Source organism: Chitinophaga sp. OAE865 (assembly GCF_040546735.1).
Classification (GTDB): Bacteria; Bacteroidota; Bacteroidia; order Chitinophagales; family Chitinophagaceae; genus Chitinophaga; species Chitinophaga polysaccharea_A.
Genome location: NZ_JBEPOF010000001.1, coordinates 5,499,778 through 5,520,068, shown reverse-complemented (window position 1 = coordinate 5,520,068; position 20,291 = coordinate 5,499,778). Strand labels below are relative to the sequence as shown.

Below are 20,291 nucleotides of genomic sequence, written 5' to 3'. Positions count from 1 at the left end.
ATCTTCAGATGAATAAAGTAAAAACGGCCTTCGTAGTGCCAGCGGTGTTATGCTCGGGGATGGCCTTTTCACAATCGGCCATGAAATTTACGCCATCGCATCCAATTGCAGGCGATACGGTGACGCTTCACTACAACCCTGAAAATACCCCGCTGAAAGGGCAGGCGCCCGTTACCGGTGTGATCTATCTTTATAAGAACGATCAATGGGAAACAAAAGACCTGGATATGAAAATGACAGATTCAGGTTGGGTAACACGGTATTATGTACCGGAAAAAACTGCGCTGGTAGTAGCTAACTTTTCTGCCAACGGTATTACTGATAAAGGTGGCACTCCTACCTATGCTATCATTCTCTCTGACCCGGCAGGCGGGCAGATGCCCACAGGCTATGCTGCCTGGGCTTTTTTACGTGTCCCGGAGTTGAAGGAAACAGTGCCGCCCGCAGTAGATGATAGCGTGAAGATCACCAGTGAAGTAGGTCTTTTCTGGATGAACAACGAGCTACGGTTTCACCCGGAAAGCAGGCGGCATATTTTCTATAACGCAATGACGATCCTGAAAAACGCTGATGAGAAACGCGCCGATACCATCATTCCCCGGGAAATAAATTATATAAGCAGCCTGAAAGATGTTACCGAAGCGGAATTGATGGAGGTGAGCAGGGCGTATAAAAATTTACTGGGAGACAGGGCCCGCGCAGACTCCATGAATAAAGTGATCATTGACAGGCTCCCCTCCGGTGTGGCTGCCCGTGATGCGATGGTATATAAAATCTTCACCGGCAAGCCCGGTAGCCGATATGCCCTGTGGCAGGAGTTCGTGAAAAAATTCCCGCCGCAGCAGTTTGAGAACGTAAGCACGGAGATCCAGCAAATGTATTACAACAAGGCATTTCGCAGCGTAGTGTATGAACGGGTAATGGCCACAAAGAAACCGGACATACTGGATGAAATGATGGATGTATCCTCTTTCGAGTCGCTCACGGAATTTCATCGTCACCTGGTCGTGAATGCGCTGGCGCATGATGAAATAAAACCGGAAGCTGCACTGCCCTGGTCCCAAAAACTGGTGGAGCATATTGAAGCAGCTACCAACAAAAAGACCGGCGCTGAAAGCCGCTTCTATTCACCCCTGCAGTGGAAGGCAAAGTTGCTCGGCTACGCGGTACCCGCTTTCCTGGGACATGCTTCTCTCTTGCACACACTCGGCAATGATAAAACCGCCCTGTTGTGGATGGAAAAAGTGAAAACCCAGCCAGCAGCAGGCAGCGCCGATTTCATGAGCCTGTACGCCACCCTGCTGGAAAATACCGGTAAGCACGCGGATGCGGTACTGGTGGCGGAGAATGCCGCCAGGGCCAACAAAGCCACGCCGGAAGTAATAGCGTTGTTAAAACAGGAATACATCCGTAAGCACAAAAAAGAAGCAGGCTTCGACGCCTATTTCCAGGGCATGAAAAGCGCGGCAGATGTATCTGCGGAAAGGGAAGCCCTGCGCACGCAACTGATCCGCGAGCCGGCGCCCGGTTTTAAACTGCAGCAGCTCACCGGCGGCATCGCCAGCCTGGCCGGCATGAAAGGCAAAATTGTAGTACTGGATTTCTGGGCTACCTGGTGCGGGCCATGTAAAGCAGCCATGCCCGGTATGCAGATGGCGGTAGATAAATACAGTAAAGATAAAAACGTGAGCTTCTATTTTATTGCTACCATGGAAACCAAACCGGACTATCGCGACCAGATCAGGAAATTCCTGTCGTCAAAAAAACTCCACCTGGATGTATTGCTGGATGCCAGGAGCGATAGCACCGGCCAGCTGGACGATACCTATAACAAGTATGCCAAAGCCCTGTCTTTCTCCGGCATCCCGGCAAAAGTGATCATCGATCAGCATGGCGTGATCCGCTGGCTGGGAACCGGTTATTACGGAAGTCCCAGCGCGCTGGCAGATGAAATATCCTATCTCATTGAGTTATTAAAGAAAGAAGGATGAGTATAAGAAGATGCCTGGCAGTTGTTTGGATTATTATGCTGGCAGGCCCTCAGGTATATGCCCAGGCCACCGGCGCCCGCAGCACCAACGTTTATTTCAGTAATAAAGATAAAAGTATCCGCTTCGGTGGCACACTTACCATCCCGGCCAGCCGTAAAAGCTTTCCAGCCGTTGTGTTAGTATCCGGTACCGGCAAACAGGACCGGGATGGCACTATGGCGGGTCACAAAATGTTCAAAGCCCTGGCAGATTCCCTGGCGGCAGCAGGCATTGCAGTGCTGCGCACCGACGACCGCGGAACAGGGGAAACCAACGGGGTATACGAAACAGCTACCACCAGGGATTTTGCAAACGATGCACTGGCGGCTATCAGTTTCCTGCGGTTGCAACCTGGTGTTAGGGTAACTGGGCTCATTGGCCACAGCGAAGGCGGAGCCGCCGCTATTATCGCCGCCGCAGAAAGTAAAGAGGTGGCTTTTGTGATCACCCTGGCAGGACTTGCCACCACCGGTATCCAGGCGCTGAAGCTGCAAAACAATGCCATCATTGATGCGGCGCCCATTTCTGACTACGACAAAAACCGCCACCGTACCATCACCACGCTGATGTTTGATACGGCTTACCGTTACGCCTATACGCCGGAACTGGAGCCACGGCTCCGCGCCACATACAATGCCTGGAAACATGCAGACGACAGCGCCTATGCAAAGGACAAAGCCGGGGAGGCAGATCATATGCGCTTCTTCCTGGAATCTTATATCCGGCAGGCTACCGGCCCATGGTATCAATGCCACCTGCGCTATGATCCTGTGCCATTCCTGCGGCAGATCAAAGTACCTTTCCTGGCGTTGAACGGCAACAAAGACATCATGGTGCCTTATAAAGAAAACCTGGCCACCATTGAAACCGTATTAAAGGAGAACGGTAATAACCAGGTAACGGTGAAAGTACTGCCTGGCTTAAATCATCTTTTCCTGCATTGTGAAAGCTGCACCAACAGTGAATTGCCACAGCTGAAAGGCGACTTTGCGCCCGAAGCATGGACGGTGATCAGCAAGTGGATGCAAATGTTCTTATAAGATCAATCATTAGAACGATGACCGCCATCCCTTTACAGGGATGGCTTTTTTATCTTTCGAAAGAAGAAATATCAACATAATACTTCCTGAAATTATTCCTGTCCACGTATACATCTATCTTTTTATCCCGCTCAATATACGGGGTAGGGTCCGACCAGATAAAACCACTTTTAAAAGGATGCGTTATCCCGGTAAGCGGGTCTTTCCATTCACAGCGGATAAAAAAAGGATGGCGGCGGTTAACGGAAACATACCTGTTTACATCTACTGAAATAAAACTGGCGGGTACCAGCTGTCCCGATTGTTTCAGTTGCTCCTGCCGCGAACGGCCCACCTTTCTCACAATATGATATCCCAAACCAATAAGGCCAAATATCAATGCAAATGCGCCGGTGATAAATGCGCCGAAATATTGCCGCCAGCCGGCTATTTTAGCATCATCAGGATCATTGGGGTTGTAGCAGATCTCCACGCTGTCGCCGATGTTGTACCCTGCCGGGCTGGAAGATACATCGGAAATATAACGGTGCTTCACCCCGGCATTATCATTAAAGGTGACAACCGGGGAATAGGTAGTGGATTTGGATCCTCTTTTGGCGATCAGATCTACCACAGTACCACTGGTTTTTACCGCGGAATCGTTGAACTTTTTTACGTTATAAAGAATAACAAGGGTGATGATGAGTGTAACAATGCCTACTCCCAGGAAAATATTGAAAACTAAAGATACGGAACTGCGTTTCATGTAAACAATGGGTTAAATAAGGGTGCAAGATACCAAAATAAAGAAATGAATAAAGTGAATAGACTGCACCTGCATAAATATCAGTATTTTTAATACCACGCATCAACCAAAATTTACACTATGAATGCGCTCGGAAAGTCTGTAAAAAAAGTATACGTACTCTTATTTGCGCGAAGGGTCTTTTACCCTGTAAATCTCTTTTTATATAAGCTAAGCATGTTTGGGTTAGGTATCAGGAACCATGAGGACGACATCGTGTCCGGGGAAAAAGCATTCATCAGGTTTTTAAAAACCCAAAGGAAGCTGGATACCGGTGTAATCCTTGACATCGGCGCTAATATGGGAAACTATTCCGTAATGCTGAGAAAGAACGGGATTACCCTGCCGGTGTTTGCTTTTGAGCCGCATCCTGTAGCCTTCCGGAAGCTAAGCGCTGTGGCGGAAACATACAACTTCACCGCGGTGCCACTTGGCGCCGGGGAAGAAAGCAGCGCCGCCACGATCTACGATTACCAGGGCGATGGCGGCTCCGAACATGCCAGTATGTACAAGGGCGTTATTGAACATCTTCATAAGGGAAAAGCGGAAGAAGTACCTGTTGCGTTGATCAGCATCGATGAATTTGTTGCGCAGCATCATATTCCGAAGATAGCGCTATTGAAGATAGACACGGAAGGCCATGAGCTGAGCGTACTGAAGGGAGCCAGGCAAACAATTGCCGGCGGGCTGGCGGAAGTGATCCAGGTAGAGTTCAACGAAATGAATATCATCTCAAGAACCTTTTTCAGGGATATTGTTGATATATTACCAGGCTACGATTTTTACCGGTTATTGCCCGACGGGCTGAAAGCGTTGGGCGCTTATAACAGTACCAGCTATGAAATATTTTCTTTCCAGAATATTGTGGCCATGAAACGCCCGCCTCATCAGTAAGCATTCTTATCCCCTTTGATCATATTCATCAAGGTCTGGAAAATGATCTGGCAATCGAGCCAGAAACTATAATTTTCAATATACCACAAATCAAAGTCGACACGTTTCTGCATCAGGCCCGAAGCCCTGGTTTCCCCCCTGTACCCGTTTACCTGCGCCCAGCCGGTAATGCCGGGCTTCACCACATGCCTCAGCATATAGTTTTGAATAGTATTCCTCGATTCCTGGTGCAACGCCATGGGATGGGGGCGGGGGCCTACCAGCGACATATCACCTCTTAAAACGTTAAAGAACTGGGGCAGCTCATCGAGATTGGTTTTACGCAGGAAGCGCCCCACGGGTGTAATCCTGGCATCATGCTGCGTGGCTTGCAGGTATCGGCCGTTTGCATCTACTGTATCGCTGTTCCTGGTCATGGAGCGGAACTTGTAGCAAGTGATCTTTTTGTTCTTCAGCCCCTGCCGGGTCTGTTTGAACAGTATAGGGCCGGGAGACGATAATTTGATCAGCAGGGCAATGAGAGGGAACAGCCACCAGAACACGGTGAGGAAAAGCGCTATCGTAAAGCACAGTTCAAAAAGGCGCTTAAACCGTTGCTTTGCCGGGTCATCCAGCGGGGAGGTACGGATCGTTAACAGCGGGAAGTTACCAAACAGGTTCATGCTGGCAGTGGAAGTACAGAAGCGGTAGCAGTCGGCAATGATCCTTACCCGTTTGGCTTCCTTCTCACTGGTGATGATGATCTTTTCCATTTCTGCGCTTGGCGTTTCCGGCAGGGCTACAATCACATCATCAATTTCATGATCTTCCAGCACCCGCTGAAGATCCGCTATTTTTCCCAGGTACTGCCCGTTGAGATAAGGATTGGTTTGCTCGTCCACAAAACCAACGCACCGGTATCCAAAATGATCGTTGGATAAAATGGTTCTGTAGAAGTTCATCCCGGTATCGCCGGTGCCTACAATGAGTATGTTCTTTATGTTGTAACCGTTTGACCTTAGCCTGAGCAGGGACTGTTTTACAAGGAATTTCATGATGAGGATACCTGTAAATGTCAGGGAAGCATTGAGCAGTGTAAATGTGCGGGGATAAGGATAATACTTGAAACAATAGAAGAACAGGAAGGTGAAGAAACAGGCGTGAAGTAAGGTTGTTTTGAGGATGGCAACAAATTCATAGGAGAACGACCTGGTTCTGAATTCATCGTATAAATGAAGCGACAGGCCGATGATGGTCCACGCGGTAATGCTTATCCCAAGCAATAAGCCGTTGAATGGAGAAAAAAATACATCTCCCAAGCCGGAAATATACTGCCGGGTACACAAAAAGGCCAGTACCAGTACCAGGTAGTCGATCAACAGTCTTAACAGGAAATTGATATGGTTGCCGGGTTTCATAATTTTGTACTTGAAGGATGACGAATGTTTGTATCAGTTCAGGATAGTATTAAATACTTGTAGGAATTTGTTTTCTATATGCTGTATGTCGAAAGTTCTTTCTGCGTATGCGCGGCCGTTGCGCCCCATTTCCTCCCGTAGCGCCGGATCGGTCACCAGTTTCTCAATTTGCCTGCAGAAGCCCTGCGGGTTATCAGGTGCAATACAATAGCCAGCCTTGTTATCCAATACAATAGCGGCGCTCAGGTTATCCGGCGGCATGGCCAGCACGATGGGCTTTTCCGCGCACAGGTAAGTGAGCACTTTTGATGGTACTGAATAAGCGCCTGCATCCTGCTCCAGTATAGCCAGCAAAATGTCGGCGGTGCCAAGTACCTGGCTCATCTCCCGGAAGTCCTGGAAGGGCAGCAGCAGGAGGTTGTCCAGCTGCTGCTGTTCTTTTTCCTTTTGCAGGAAGTCGGCCCCCAAACCTTCAGAGATCACAATAAACACTACATCCTTATGTTTGCGGAAATAGGCCGCGGCGGCGGAGAGCATGGACGGATTATGTTTTAACCCCAATGTGCCTGAATAAACGATACAGGTTTTATCGGCCACCTGGTGCCGGCTGGCCCATTCATTTTTCTTTTTTGCAGGCGTTATTTCCCCCAATGGCGCCCAGTTGGGGATACAGGTTACCTGTTGTGGGCGGATCTTCCATTTTTGAAAAAGATCATTAAAGCCGGGGGTGATGCTCACTACATGCGCGCTTTTTTTCAGTAAACCGGCTTCCAGTTTTTTGAAGTAGTGCCATAAGGGAAAACCGATGAAACCCAGCCTGCGGCGGGCGATCTGCCTAATGGCAATGGTATAGATATCCTGGCACCAGTACACAAATTTGATTCCCTTACTGATGCAGTATTGCTGTACATGCTGCTGTACAAACAATGGCGTAGTGCCGCTCAGCACCACATCGGGCCTGAATATTTCCAGCTGGCGTATAAGCTGGCGGGCGTAGTCAATTTCCTGTTTCCGTCTTTTTAAAAGAGAGTATTTATCAAATGCGCCTTTGATCATAATGGGCAGTATTGTTAAACTGGTTCCGGATATGGGCAGGTCTTCAAAGTTGCCCTTGGGCGATTGAAAGGAAACAGAGTAGGCATGCAATACTTCATGCCCGCTTTGCGCAAACTGCCGGCTTAGCTGCAGGGTGAATGCGTGGCCGGAATGGTCGTTAACTACAATTCTCATGGGTTTTTCTTTTATAAAGCAGGTCCATTTGCAGGATTTGTAATTTTTCTGATTGAAGAAATCCTACCGGGGCAATGAATTCAAATCCAAGCTCTTTTACAAAATGATGCATTTCATCAAACAATGGCTCGCCGTCGTACATCTGTACAAAAGAGGTTTCAAACAACAGGTAGTCGATCTGCCGCAGGCTTTTGATGGCGCCTTTCAATACTTCTTTCTCAAATCCTTGTACATCCATTTTCAGCAGTACCGGCGGGATAAAAGTGAGCCGGTGCCGAAGGTCGTCCAGCCGCTGCACAGGCACCTCTATCTGGTGGGTGGTGGCTGTTTTGGGCAGCATATTTTTTTGCAGGGCAGATACATTCAGCGCTGAGCTGGCGTGGGAGTAGGCATTGCTGTGAAACTCCAGGGTTCCGTTGCAATTGCCCAGGGCCATGTTATAGGTGCTGATATTGCTAAGTCTCCTCGTATTACGTTGCAGCAGGGCAAACACATGGGGAAGAGGCTCAAAGGAATGGATGCACGCACGGGGATAGAAGTGAGCGGCAGCCATGGCAAACTGGCCCTGGTTGGCGCCTGCATCTATGATAGTGCCCAGTGTGGGAATATAATGCCGGCAGTTATGCAGTATCCGGGTGGAAGCTACGGAGGCGCCTTTTTCCAGCAGTGAGCCAAATCCTCTGCCAGAGCTGAGGAATACCTTTACGGTGTCTGCTATTTTGAAAATAATACTCATGTGGAGAATTTGAGGTTCCAGCAATCTTTGTAAAAACCAATTGTTTCCTGTACGCTTTTATCCCATGTAAATTGCTGCACCCGTTGCAGGCCCTGTTTAATCAGCTGCTGCCGGTAGTTTTCATTTTCGAGTGCGCTGATCTTTTCTGCAAATAATACAGGGTCGGCCGATTCGGCCATCAGGCCTGCATCGCCTACTACTTCAGGCATGGAGGTAGCGCCGGTGGTTACTACCGGGCAACCGGCTTTCATGGCTTCTCCCGGCGGAAAGCCAAATCCCTCATACGCAGAAGTATAGAGCAAACAGAAAGCATGGTTGTATAGAACATTCAGATCGGCCTGGCTGATGGCAGGAAAAATATGATAACGGCCGGCTATCTTTTCTTCCATCATATTCATCTCTTTTTTATTCCAGGGTTCTCCGCCCACAGCTACCAGGTGGTAGGAAGGAGAAAGCAGCTCCATTGTTTTTACGGCCATGAAAAAATTCTTATAATGCCTGCGCGCGCCAACATACAGGATGAATTTTTTCTGCAGATCCATGTGCAGCGAACAGCTTACCGGTTGTTGTTTGCTGATGGGGAAGAAGTTACCGATACCGTGATGGATCACTTTTACTTTTGCAGGATGAATGTCCGGGAAGAAGTGCAGCAACTCTCTCCGGGTACTATTTGAAATACAGATAATGCCATCGGCACGGCGGATGCTGTAGGCTTTTTGCAGGGTGTTTGCCAGTCCGCGGGGGAACTTTGTAGCCAGTTTCCGCTCATGGGCAAAGTCGTGCACCGTAAGGATATTCAGGATATCTTTTTGTGGAGATACACGCAGGTAACCTCCATGAAAAACAGCGGCAGGGGGCAGGGAATAACGGAGGGGCAGGTACCGCAGGTATTTGTGGGGGATCCAGCTTTCGCGGATACAGTTGAAGCGGTGGTAATCTATGTTCCGCTCAAAAATATTGTCTGATTGTGGTCTTGCGTTTAAGCAGCCAACAGACAGGCCGCTGTTGCTCATACCGCACAGCAGCTCATACCAGTAGGCGGATACGCCGCCGGCTTTCTGAATAGAGAACACAATATTGTCTAAAAATACCTGCATCTTTTATATTGCCGTTAGATCCACATGTGTAGCATCACCGGGTTGCCGGAGATGTAATGAATTCCCTTTACCAGGTGATTGTATTCCGGTACCACGCCTTTTATCAATGCGATCAGCTGTTCATAGTCCTGTCCTTCATGATAAGTGGTGATCGCTATTTTGGGCTTACTTTCCCGGATCGTTTGCAGTGCTCCCCTGATCATGTTTTCTTCAAATCCTTCAATGTCTGCCTTCAGGTAATCTATCCTGATCTTTTTTTCCGCGAAGAGGCTGTCGAGCGTAACTACATCTACTTCCACCGCCTGCCCGTTATGGCTATGTTGCGCGATGGTGCCATTCAGTATCGTGTTGCCGGAGGTAACATTGATATATGCTTTCCGGCAGGTATCACCTGCCGCCACGGGCAGAATGATCACTTTGTTTTTATGACGGAAAAGCTCCCGCAGTGAGTCCACAAAAAGGGGTAAGGGCTCCAGCACAAAGATGCGGCTGGCGGTATGCTGGTGTTTGAAGGCGAAGAATCCTTCGGCGCTGCCACAGTCTACCACCACGTCGCCGGGTGCAACGGCAGTTTGAGGGATCTCGTAGTAATGCCAGTGTTGCGGTCTTGCTTCGGCCATCACCATGGCAAAGCTGTACAGCGGGGCGGATGCGGGGTAAATAAATGTATCGTCATAACCCTTTATCCGGTAATAACTGTATTTTTCATCCTTGTTTACCAGGGTAGCTCTTTCATTGGCTACCGCGTACATGCGCGGCGAAAACAGGTGGTACCGCATTTCATGCCAGGCCGTTCTTTTCCGTACCTTTTTGTTGAAAAGGTAGTGGTATAACAAAGACGACCTGAATTTTAATCCCCAAAGGATACTATGTACTTTGTTCATCTCCCTTTTCGTTTACTGGTTCGTTATTATATGCGCAGAGTAATGCCACTATAATCAGGAAAAGATCTATCTGGCTGAAAAAGAAACAAACTGCTACATACGCCAGGTAGCTGCGCTGAAACGGCGGAACGTCCCGCCCTGTGCGGGTTAGTATCAGGAAGAAGAAGAAGAGGGAAACCGCTCCGAATTCAGCCAGGATAAAGAACCAGCGCATATTCAGATTGCGGCCGCCAACGCCTTCTATACTACTTTGATAACTGAGCTGCCCGAAGAAATAATTTGGGGGGATAAAGGGGCTGTTGCCTGCGCCGTAGCCGGATATCAGGAGATAGGGCTCATCCCGCAGGAAATCCACCACCGGCAGTTCCATATCCCTTTGCAGCGGAATGCCGAGAATGATATTGCTCTTGCCCCAGATTTCCTCGTTGTCGTAGCGGTAGGCGGATCTTTCAAAAAGCAGCTGGTATACCGGTTGATGACGGTTCTCCATATAATGTTTCAGGAAATATTCCTTGGATGCCGCCACTCCCAGGAAAATGCCAATGATCATCCCCAGGGTGGCTGTTATCTTCCATCTTACCGTCACAGGTTCCGGTAAGCATAAAAACAGGAGACCGCCAGCCAGGATATTGATCCAGAATGTTTGGGACGAAGTGAGTATGCCCGCCACTATCATCACCGCCGTAGCCTTGTAATTCCGGTCTCTCATAAAGAAAGGGATCGCAAGGGAGAGAAAGGCGCCGAACATTTTAGGTTCCCCGAATAATGCCTGTACCCGTAATCCCAGCGGACCGTTGATCTCCTTCATCAGGTAACGGCTTTGCAACCCGAGTAATTCACTCAGCTCCAGATTGTGGAAAATGAGCTGTACAGCTACCTGGATGGAGGCAATCACACAGGATATGACCGCAATTTTTTTTATGCTCAGGGCAAATTGTTCAAAGGAAAGCTGTTTTCGTTCCTGTACTATCTTCGCGCCGATAGCAAACAGGGGAAGGTAGGTTTTCAGGTAAAAGTAAAGGGGCTTTGTATAGAACACAAACAGCTTACCGCCGGGATAATTGAAAGGGTCCTTGTAAAGCTGCGTGATCAGGAATACCGCGATACTTGAAAGCAATGGCAACAGCAGCAGGAAAAGATATTCCTTCCGGATATACTGCCGGCCGGTAAACAATTGATGGGCCTGTTCAAAAAAGATGAACATACCTACGAAAAATGTAGCGGTAAAAGTTGGCCCGATAGACAGCAAGGTATAGGCTTCCGATGCAAAGGCATACAACAGCATATCTATAATGCTGATCCGCCTGTTGTAATACAGGTACAGCAATATGGCAGCAATGATCAGGGGCATGCTTTCCCTGAAACATTCCACGAATAGATTACTGCTTTGAAGACTGCTGTTTACGGTTTCCATATTATTTTACGGGTCAGGAAATACGTTTGTACATGTTGTATAGAAACGTATTGTTTTTTACTATTTTTTTTATCCTGAGATATAACCTGCCGGGGCTATACAAGGTGTTGATGGTATACCTGTCTGCTTCTTCGTTGATATGGTGACTGCCGGGATGAGTGATGTCCGTTATAGCGCCATACCGGATGCTTTTAAACCAGCGGGGAACCACACGGGTATGGGTGGCATCTTTGCCATAGCCAATGTTTTCAACAAGACTTATATTAGGCGTGATCACCCGTCCTTTATTGAACCACACGGTCATAAACCATTGAATATCCCAGGTGTCCACCCGTTTGTCGTAAATAGCCTGCAGTTCTGATTGCAGGAAAGTATTGAGCCCTTCCCGGGATGCGTGTTTATACCGTTGAAGGGTAAAGTCGTAATACTGCCAGGCACGGCGCCAGGTGGCCCATCCCCATATATGCGGATAGCGGGAAAAATAATAGGAAGCGTTTCCCCGCCGGATGCCCGACTGGTAATTACCGCCGTTGATATGCATAATGGTTTCGTTCATGCGGTATTGTGTTAACATCGCAGTACAAAAAGAAAAAAAAGTGGGGTCCGGTACACAGTCATCTTCCAGTATGATCCCTTCTTCCACATGGCTGAAGAACCAGTCGATCGCCGAGCTTACCGCTTTACCGCAGCCCAGGTTATGGGTGCGGAACAGGGTAGTTACTTTACAAGGCCAGTCTATCCCATTGAGTATGGCCGTGCGGGTGGCCTCGCACAACTCCGCTTCCCCGGGTTTGCCGGCCCGCGGCCCGTCGGCGGCAATGAACAGCTGTTCCGGCTGTTGCAACCGGATTTGCCCGAATACCTGCAATGCCTGTCCGGGACGGTTAAATACCAGGAATAAGACCGGCGTGTGTAACATCATTTAGTTGCCTCCAATGCAACGGCGTTATTAAATCTTATTTCTTCTTCCACCAGTTTGAACATGCTGTCGGGGCTGTCGTTGAATGCACAGTGCCTTATATTCTTAAACCCCGCCGCCGCCAGCTGATGCGATAAGGAAAGGTGATCCCACATATACAGGTGCTCCCGGTTGCCCAGTGCCAGCTGGATCAGCTGTTTGAATCCCCGCACCCTTTCTTCCTTTCCAAGCAGGGTTTCTTCCATGAACCCGCGTATTGGCTTTAGGATCATTCTCCGAAAGCTGTGCAATATATCTCCTGGCGGCGCCGGCCAGGTCGGGCACTACGCATCTGAAGTAACCGCCGGGCTTCAGGATATGAAAGGTATTCCTGATAGCAAGGAGGCAGTCGTTATAAGCCAGGTGCTCCAGTACATGCGAACAATAAATGCCATCGCATGAACTCTCTTTTATTCCCGGAAGCCCCTTTAATATATCGCCTTTCAATACGTCGGGATGGAAAGAAACATGCATGGCCGGCTTCAGCAGTTTCCCTATCAGGGGGAACCGCTGAAGCCTCAGCGTAGGCGAGGAATCATAGTTTTTCCAGCCGGCAGGTGCTGAAAAAGGCCCACAGCCATATTGCACATATAACTTGCTTCCAGGCATTTTACGTGTTCATATTTTTAAAGAAATAGGTGTAATATGTTTTGGCAAACATGCGGTATCCCACGGTTTGCATAAACCGGCATAACTCGCAGGGCCCGGCCTGTAATACATCAAATGGAGGCGACTCTGCCAGCACATAAGCGGGTCTGTATTTATCCCAGTTATTGGATCGCAGTACTTCCATATCAAATCCTTCGGCATCAATAGTTAGGACGTCGATCTTAACATCTTTAGCCAGGTAAGTATCCAGGATCTCCGCCAGGGGCCAGGTATCTATCTTCTTTTCATCAATCACCCGGTACCTGGATACCTGCGTGTACTCCTTCACTTTTTCAGGAGAGAAAGTGTTTAAAGCAGGTTCGTTAAATATGAAATAGGTGAGTTGTTGCTTTACTGCCGATACGCCTATTTCCAGGTTGATATCTTTAGGCCGGTACCTGTTGAATAAGGCCATTGAGCCAGGCATGGGATCAATGTTGATCCCGGTCCACCTGCGCTTGTAAAGCAGGTAGGTATTGGATACCCGGAAGGGGTGATGGGCGCCCACATCTATATAAACGCCTTTCTTTTTCCCGTCAAAGATCCTTTGTAAAATGAGGTCTTCCCCTTCCGAGCTGAAAGCACGTACACCGTAACTAAGCCTTGGAAACAGGGTAGTAACCAGTTTGGCCGCGATATCTCTCATGCTGCTCATTTGGTATACTGTTTTTGGTTGAAGGTAAACAGGCGGGTGGCAAAGATCCACAGGTTGCTGTGTACCTGTTTGATATCTGCAAGGGCCTGTATGGGATGAAACATTCTTTTGGCAAGCAGGTAGCCCTCGCCGCTTTTGTCGAGCAAAACCAACATGGCATACACGGTGCTGTAAGCCCCTACGGTGGCGATAGCCGCGCCTGTGCCGCCATAAGCGGGGATAATAAAAAAGTTTACCCCTACATTAACGAGCAGGCCCGACAGGTTGCCGTACAGGTAGCTCTTGTATTCTCCTTCCACGAACAGGTACTGCACCATTACAACGCTGAGGAACACAGGTATCCCTGCCCATATATGGATCCTCAGCATCCGGGAAGCGGCCGCGTAGCCTTCGCCGTACAGGAAAGGAATGATGAGGTGCGCAGTGAATGTGATCAGCAATGCAATACCCAGGCTTAGCCAGAACGACAGGCGCAGCCACTTTTCCAGCGCCGTCAGGTAAGCACTGCGGCTGCTCTTTTTCTTTTGGATAAGACCGGGCAGTATGGCTACGGATATCACTGTAGGAATGGCATACCATAGCTCCGAGATCCGTGCCGCGCTTACATATTTCCCCAGTTCCCCGGGGTTGGAAAGCAGGTCCAGCAACACCAGGTCTATTTTCATAAATAATACCACCACCAGGTTGGAAAGTATCAGCGGCCAGCTTTGTACCAGCAGCGTTTTAGCCAGTGTACGGTCAATACGAAGGGTGAAATCTGCCGTATTGTAGTAGCCATAGATCGCTATTACTACCAGGTAGGTGACCACCAGTTCTATCACGGATGTCCACAGGAATGCCATCAGCGAGCCATCCAGGTATATGATGACCAGTTTTATTGCGCAGAAAGCAAGGAACACCGTTACTTTGGGAATGATCACCTTTTTTACATTGTGCTTCGCCTGGTAGAAGTAGTCCAGTACATCGAAAGATTGCAGCACAATGATCAGTGCAGAAAAAATAGTGCAGTATATATATAGTTGCTGGTGTTGCCGGGTAAACCACACAATGCTTACGCTGATGGCCATACAGATGATTCCGGCCACGATCCGCATTAAGATAACGGTAGCTACAATGGCGCCCTGTTTTTGCTCGTTATGCAGGATCTCTTTTACAGCGAGTTTGTCCATGCCAAGTATGGCTACACTGCCTATAATAGTGGTGAGCGCCAGTGCATAGCTCCAGATCCCGAATTCCTCCGGGCCCAGGTGCCGGGCAATGAGCGCCATGATGATAATGCCCGGGAAAAGTTTACTGAGCTTATCTATCAGAAGCCAACCGCTATTTTCAAATAATTTATGCAATGCGTTGTTTTATTTTTTTAACCAGTGATGACCACGTATGATGCTGCTGCTTGTTTTCCGTGTATGAATAATGATCGTAGTAGTAATAAGGATAGAAGGTATCCTGTTCTATGCCGTTGAAAATGATCCCTATTTTTTTGAAGAAACCTTTCCGGACATTTTCTGATACAGGTACCAGTTTGGATTTAAGGGTGAAGTTGTAACGCACCACAAACAGGGCACAGTCGACCTGGCCGGAAATGCTTTTCGCATCGGATACAATACCAATGGGCGACATATCGATCACCACGTAATCAAACAGGTCTTTCAGCTGTGCCAGCAGCTCGGCCATACGGTCTCCCTCGATAAGCTCAATGGGGTTGGGGGGAATAGGACCGGAAGATACCAGGTAAAGCCCGTCGGTGCCCGGTACTTTCTTAATGATCTCTTCTATGGTTTTATTCCCGATGATGTAATTGGTAACGCCAACGTTATGGTCCAGCCCCAGGAATTGCGACAGCTTTGGTTTCCGCAGATCCAGTTCCAGCAGCACCACTTTTTTATTACTTACTGTTAAAGAGTTCCCCAGGTGGGCAGACAGGAAAGTTTTTCCTTCTCCTGATATGCTGGAGGTAAGGAGAATGGTAGGCGTACCGGTAACGCCGGTGAGCAGGAACTTCAGGTTGGTGCGCATATTAAATACCTGCTCCACCAGTACCGAACGGTTTTGAAGCGACATATCGCGGGCGCCTTCTTCCTGCTGATAAATTTCCGCAATAACAGGCAGGTCGAATATCTGTTCAATTTCTTTTTTACTGAGTACGCTCGGATTCAGGAAATATTTCAGATAGATGTAAGCGCTGGTGAGTACCAGGCCGGCGGCGATAAAGCCGATGAATACAATAGATTTTTTGGGGGCGATGGGTTTGTCCGGTACAAAAGCAGGGGCAATCACTTTGTTATCTACCACGTTACTGGCATAGGCTACTGATGCTTCTTCCTTCTTTTTCAGCAGGTAGAGATACAGGTTTTCCTTTACGCCCTGCTGTCTTTTTATGTTGATGTATTCCTTTGCATAGGTAGGGATGTTGGCTATTTTGCCCTGTATCTGGTTTACTTTCTGCTGTGTTTCTTTTTGTACCACGTTGGCGTTCCTTCTGTAGCCGGCAATATAATCGCGGATGGTTCTCCTGGTATCGGTGATCTGCGACTCCACGTTTTGCAGGATCTCGCTGGCAGGCTTGAGGGAAAGCGACAACCGTTTCTTTTCCCGGAGCGCTTCTTCGTACCGGTTGATCATGGAAGTAAGTGTTTGATCAATATTGCCAAGCACCGGTGCAAAGGGATAATTGCTGGCAGGGTTGCTGATATAGCTTTCCACCTGGTCAAAAACGGAGAGTTGCATATTGGCTTCGCTGAGCCGGATATCTGCTTCCTTAACCTGTTCCAGCGCCAGTTTGGAGCTGGCGTCAATATCTGTGATGCCTCTCTGGATCTTAAAATTTTCTTCCTGTTTTTCCAGCAGCCCCAGTTCTTCTTTTAAGGAATCAATTCTCACTGCCAGGAAGTGAATGGTTTTAAAGGCCACCCGGTTTTTGTCGTCGAGGGTATATTCATTGTAGGCTTCCAGTAAGGAGTTGAGGAAATCGGCGGTCCTTTCGGGTACGGGGTCTTTATAGCTTACGAGTATTACCGTGGCATCGCGGTTCACCAGCGCGGTACCTATTTCTTCTATTTTTTCATAGGTCAATTCCGGTACTGAATCCACGCGGATACGGAAAGTGCCGGCAGGAGCGGTGGATGCTGCAGCGGGAAAAGTGATCATGAATTTATCTTTCGCCACCGTGAATGGTTCGCCGGGCCTGGTAGTGAATTGCAGGCCGCTATCGGTGGTATTGTTCACCTGTTTTATTTTCAGCAGATCATTTTCCCGGATCACATCAAAAATATAGTTGCCTACTTTGGTGCTATCGCTCAGTACGCGGATGCTGAGTGGAGGATGGTTGTAGATCTCTTCATTGTTCACTGTTCCTTTCAGATAATACCGGGTGTTAAAGCCGCCGGCTGCGATCACTTTTTCCACCAGGATAGGGGCTTTCAGCACTTCCATCTCGTTTTCAATATTTTTCCCGTTGTTAAAAAGTGCAAGGGATTTCAGGGCATCCATTTCTTCCCCGCCACCTTTTTTTTCATCTTTCAGGTAAAGCCTGGCAGTGGACATATAGATCGGTTTCTTGTATTTCAGGTATAGCATGGCGCCTGTTACCATGGCCATCAGTACCAGGAGATAAAGCGGCCAGTGGAATACCACTTTCTGGAAGAGATCATTCAGATCTATAACGGAGCTCTTGTTGCTGGTTGTTTTTTGCTGATTCATAACGCTGATCATTTACTTAGAATGACGATCGTGGTAATAAGTGATATTACGCCGATGATGGCCGGCAGCAGCTGTATTGTTTTGGACGTGGCGAATTTGCGGTCGGGGCCGGGCTTTACGTATACAACATCATTATTGCTGAGATAATAATAGGGTGAAGAAAGGGTTTTGCTGTCGTTCAGGTTCACCGAGGCATATGTTTTAACGCCGTTGATCTCCCTTATGATCATGATGTCGTCGCGTTTGGCGGTAACATTGAGATCGCCGGCCATGCTCAGTGCATCCAGTATGGAGGCTCTTTCAGCGCCGATGCGGAAGGATCCGGGGCGGGCTACATCACCGAGTACGGATACCCTGAAATTTACCAGCCGCGTAGATACGTAGGCGTTACGGACTGTTTTCTCCAGTTCCTGCGATACAAGGTCGTTGATGGCGGCAGTGGTTTTATCTTTTACATTTATTTTTCCTATCACCGGCAGGGCTATATAGCCGGCACTGTCTACCAGGTATCCCGGTTCCATGCCGCTGTTCGAAGCCGGTCCGGAAACGGTAATGTTAGGGTTAAAGATCTGCGACACTTCTTTATCGAGCGTTGTGATCGTGATCTGGAGGATGTCGCCGGGTTGTATTTTCAATTGCTGCATGCGGTGTAGTGAATCTACTCCCGAGGCTGTTGCAATGTCGTTAAAGTAGGTCAGTTTCCGGGAGCTGTTGCACCCGGTGATTATTATCAACGCCAGGATCAATGGAAAGCTGAATTTCAATCCCATATTAAGTGATTAATTTATCTGTTCGGTACGGTATCACAGGAAGTGTGTATGCAGGTATTTCACCGGCATTCATCACCATTTTAAAACAAGGATCTAACGGGTCTCCTCATTGCGGACTTCATTATGTTGTTACTTTAACATCAGCTATGTTTACACCGGCTCTGTTTGTTTTAAAGAATCTGGCCCTGAGCTTCTCCTGTGCTGGCAGCTCGAAATAGTAGTAAGTGATCAGGCTCAGTGGCAGCAGAATCAGGAAAAAAAGCAATAAAGTATATGGCGACCGGAATACCAGCCGGTTCATATGAAAAGCGTCTGCCACAAGTACAAAAATGATCTGCAGCGGGAAATGAATTAAGTACATCGCATAGCTGCAGTTACCAAGCAACGCCCATTTTTTGTTCAGCACCCCCCTGGAGGTTTCCCACAGCGCCAGGGTAAGGATGGTGCAGGGTGACACCGCCGTGCGGAAGAAGAAGTTGCGGCCCAGTCCAAACGCAGATACGGAGGATTCCAGGCTTTTACCGGGAAGCACCTGCATATATAGCTTTGTCCATATTTCCTGGAAGAAGGAGAACTGGTATTCAGCAAACAGCATGATCCATAATATTGCTGTAACCACAGCCAGGGCCGGCAGGTATTTCCGGGTCCTGTTCTCTTTCGTCATCCATACGTACAGATAGTATACCAGCGCGCCCAGGAAGAAAGAGTACATTCCTTTACCGATGATGCTATAGAAATACTGAATAAATATACCTGCGGGGATCATGAGGAGCAGCAGCCATTTCTTATGTTGTAGCTTCAGGTAGCAGATAACAAAGAACATCAGGTATAACGCCACTTCCACGGAAACAGACCAGGAGGGCCCGTTAAAGGAAGGGCCTTTTTCAAATCCCCAGTTTTGCATGAACAGGAGGTTCAGTACAAAGTGGTAGCCGTCGTTGAGCTGTATAATGAAATAATGCCCGGCATTTCTGAGCATCAGCCATTGAAGTATAGCCACAGTTACCAGGGTTACCAGGTGAATGGGATAGAGCCTGCTGATGCGGAAGAACATAAACTTGCCAAAGTGAATATTCCTGGTGGCGATGCGTTCCGCATACAGCCAGAAGAAGATAAACCCCGAGAGGAGGAAGAATAAGTCGACCGCTACCATGCCATCGTTGTAGAAGGCCTGCAGGTAAATATAGAACGGAAGCGCTGTTTTCTCGAAGCCTCCCTGTACCCAGGTATCATTGGCATAATAAAAGAACTGCCAATGGTACAGGACAACTATAATAGCGGCGATACCCCTTATAGCATCCAGCGCATAAAAGTGCTGTGGGGGATTTTGATTTTGGTTTAAATTCATCAGGGTGTTTTCAAAGGCGATATTATCAATCCACAGCAACCGGTCTTGTTGAATAATAATTATATAGTCTTTCCCGTAGTGATTTGTTGGTAACAGCAGCCAGTCTTGTTCCGGTAATTGCAGGGTCTTTCTGTAGGGTTTTGCCGATCTTGTTGAGTAATTGTATAGTCTTTCTTCCAGTGATTTTGCTGATTACAGCAGCCGGTCTTGTTGTTAATTTTTAGATCTTTTCAATAGAGATATTATCAATGAACAACAACAGTTCTCAATTGCATAATTCTAATTTAATTATAATAATGACAGTTATAATCCCTGCAAAACAAATGGATGTAATGAACGGGTCGGTTTTAAAATGAACAAAATGAACAAGGGGAGATCGAACAGCAGGAGGCTGTTTTCTTTAGTGTAAAATCAATAATGCTAAGCAGGCGCTATATTACAGAGCAAACTGGCAAAGTGAATACCATTCGCACGAAAAGCCATTCCCCAAATCCTTTCGGACATACCTGCATTAAACCGGTAGTGAAAAAAAAGGTTAACCGTACTTCATCCGCATCTTTATAGATACGGCTTATCATTGTGGAAAGTATGGCTTATATATGGGGTATCTATGGGGGAAACGGGGAGTATCCATGCTGTAGCCCGGGAGTAGCTATACAGGAATGCCCTGAACGGCTGTGTTGTCTTTATAAAACGACCGGGCAGAT

General features: G+C 47.9%; 17 protein-coding genes and 1 pseudogene. 3 read left to right on the top strand and 15 right to left on the bottom strand.

Annotation, left to right across the window (positions count from 1 at the left end; genetic code table 11):
* Window positions 1–8 precede the first annotated feature (8 nt).
* Both ABIE50_RS22070 and ABIE50_RS22065 read left to right on the top strand, forming a co-directional pair.
* Window positions 9–1,991, top strand: coding sequence for a TlpA family protein disulfide reductase (locus ABIE50_RS22070; protein WP_209859597.1), 1,983 nt, complete (start codon window positions 9–11; stop codon window positions 1,989–1,991).
* Window positions 1,988–3,070, top strand: coding sequence for an alpha/beta hydrolase family protein (locus ABIE50_RS22065; RefSeq protein WP_209859599.1), 1,083 nt, complete (start codon window positions 1,988–1,990; stop codon window positions 3,068–3,070). Before ABIE50_RS22070 ends, ABIE50_RS22065 begins: the two co-directional genes overlap by 4 nt.
* 49 nt (window positions 3,071–3,119) lie before the next feature.
* Here ABIE50_RS22065 and ABIE50_RS22060 read toward each other — a convergent pair whose 3' ends face one another.
* The gene (locus ABIE50_RS22060; RefSeq protein WP_209859601.1) at window positions 3,120–3,815 is read right to left on the bottom strand and encodes a DUF3592 domain-containing protein; all 696 of its coding nucleotides are present in this window, start codon (window positions 3,813–3,815) and stop codon (window positions 3,120–3,122) included.
* A gap of 120 nt (window positions 3,816–3,935) precedes the next feature.
* Between ABIE50_RS22060 and ABIE50_RS22055 the strand changes: the two genes are divergently transcribed.
* Window positions 3,936–4,748 carry an FkbM family methyltransferase gene (locus ABIE50_RS22055; RefSeq protein ID WP_209859603.1) on the top strand — a complete coding sequence of 271 codons (813 nt, stop codon included), beginning with the start codon at window positions 3,936–3,938 and terminating at the stop codon, window positions 4,746–4,748.
* Here ABIE50_RS22055 and ABIE50_RS22050 read toward each other — a convergent pair.
* The 14 genes and pseudogenes from ABIE50_RS22050 to ABIE50_RS21985 form a co-directional block, all read right to left on the bottom strand.
* On the bottom strand, window positions 4,742–6,145 hold the full coding sequence (locus tag ABIE50_RS22050; protein ID WP_209859605.1) for an undecaprenyl-phosphate glucose phosphotransferase: 1,404 nt from the start codon (window positions 6,143–6,145) through the stop codon (window positions 4,742–4,744). The two genes, ABIE50_RS22055 and ABIE50_RS22050, sit on opposite strands and share 7 nt — an antisense overlap.
* 33 nt (window positions 6,146–6,178) lie before the next feature.
* Complete coding sequence (locus tag ABIE50_RS22045) at window positions 6,179–7,375, bottom strand: glycosyltransferase family 4 protein (protein ID WP_209859607.1); 1,197 nt, start codon at window positions 7,373–7,375, stop codon at window positions 6,179–6,181.
* Window positions 7,359–8,111: an FkbM family methyltransferase gene (locus tag ABIE50_RS22040; RefSeq protein WP_209859609.1), complete on the bottom strand. Its 753-nt coding sequence runs from the start codon at window positions 8,109–8,111 to the stop codon at window positions 7,359–7,361. Before ABIE50_RS22040 ends, ABIE50_RS22045 begins: the two co-directional genes overlap by 17 nt.
* The gene (locus ABIE50_RS22035) at window positions 8,108–9,208 is read right to left on the bottom strand and encodes a glycosyltransferase family 4 protein (RefSeq protein WP_209859611.1); all 1,101 of its coding nucleotides are present in this window, start codon (window positions 9,206–9,208) and stop codon (window positions 8,108–8,110) included. The genes ABIE50_RS22040 and ABIE50_RS22035 overlap by 4 nt, the downstream gene beginning before the upstream one ends.
* 14 nt (window positions 9,209–9,222) lie before the next feature.
* Window positions 9,223–10,092 carry an FkbM family methyltransferase gene (locus ABIE50_RS22030; protein WP_209859614.1) on the bottom strand — a complete coding sequence of 290 codons (870 nt, stop codon included), beginning with the start codon at window positions 10,090–10,092 and terminating at the stop codon, window positions 9,223–9,225.
* Window positions 10,076–11,506 (bottom strand): hypothetical protein, encoded by a 1,431-nt coding sequence (locus ABIE50_RS22025; protein ID WP_209859616.1) that lies wholly within the window; start codon window positions 11,504–11,506, stop codon window positions 10,076–10,078. Before ABIE50_RS22025 ends, ABIE50_RS22030 begins: the two co-directional genes overlap by 17 nt.
* Window positions 11,507–11,519: 13 nt before the next feature.
* Complete coding sequence (locus tag ABIE50_RS22020; RefSeq protein WP_209859618.1) at window positions 11,520–12,425, bottom strand: hypothetical protein; 906 nt, start codon at window positions 12,423–12,425, stop codon at window positions 11,520–11,522.
* Window positions 12,425–12,670 (bottom strand): hypothetical protein, encoded by a 246-nt coding sequence (locus ABIE50_RS22015; protein WP_354028306.1) that lies wholly within the window; start codon window positions 12,668–12,670, stop codon window positions 12,425–12,427. The genes ABIE50_RS22020 and ABIE50_RS22015 overlap by 1 nt, the downstream gene beginning before the upstream one ends.
* 145 nt (window positions 12,671–12,815) lie before the next feature.
* Window positions 12,816–12,938, bottom strand: a pseudogene (locus ABIE50_RS22010) (class I SAM-dependent methyltransferase); the annotation flags it as partial.
* 136 nt (window positions 12,939–13,074) lie between these two features.
* Window positions 13,075–13,767, bottom strand: coding sequence for an FkbM family methyltransferase (locus tag ABIE50_RS22005; RefSeq protein WP_209859621.1), 693 nt, complete (start codon window positions 13,765–13,767; stop codon window positions 13,075–13,077).
* Entirely contained in the window at window positions 13,764–15,110 is a 1,347-nt protein-coding gene (locus ABIE50_RS22000; RefSeq protein WP_209859623.1) for a flippase, read from the bottom strand. The genes ABIE50_RS22005 and ABIE50_RS22000 overlap by 4 nt, the downstream gene beginning before the upstream one ends.
* On the bottom strand, window positions 15,103–17,466 hold the full coding sequence (locus tag ABIE50_RS21995) for a GumC family protein (protein ID WP_209859625.1): 2,364 nt from the start codon (window positions 17,464–17,466) through the stop codon (window positions 15,103–15,105). Before ABIE50_RS21995 ends, ABIE50_RS22000 begins: the two co-directional genes overlap by 8 nt.
* An 8-nt stretch (window positions 17,467–17,474) precedes the next feature.
* On the bottom strand, window positions 17,475–18,236 hold the full coding sequence (locus ABIE50_RS21990) for a polysaccharide biosynthesis/export family protein (protein WP_142688388.1): 762 nt from the start codon (window positions 18,234–18,236) through the stop codon (window positions 17,475–17,477).
* A gap of 121 nt (window positions 18,237–18,357) precedes the next feature.
* The gene (locus ABIE50_RS21985; RefSeq protein WP_209859627.1) at window positions 18,358–19,584 is read right to left on the bottom strand and encodes an acyltransferase family protein; all 1,227 of its coding nucleotides are present in this window, start codon (window positions 19,582–19,584) and stop codon (window positions 18,358–18,360) included.
* Window positions 19,585–20,291: the final 707 nt, after the last annotated feature.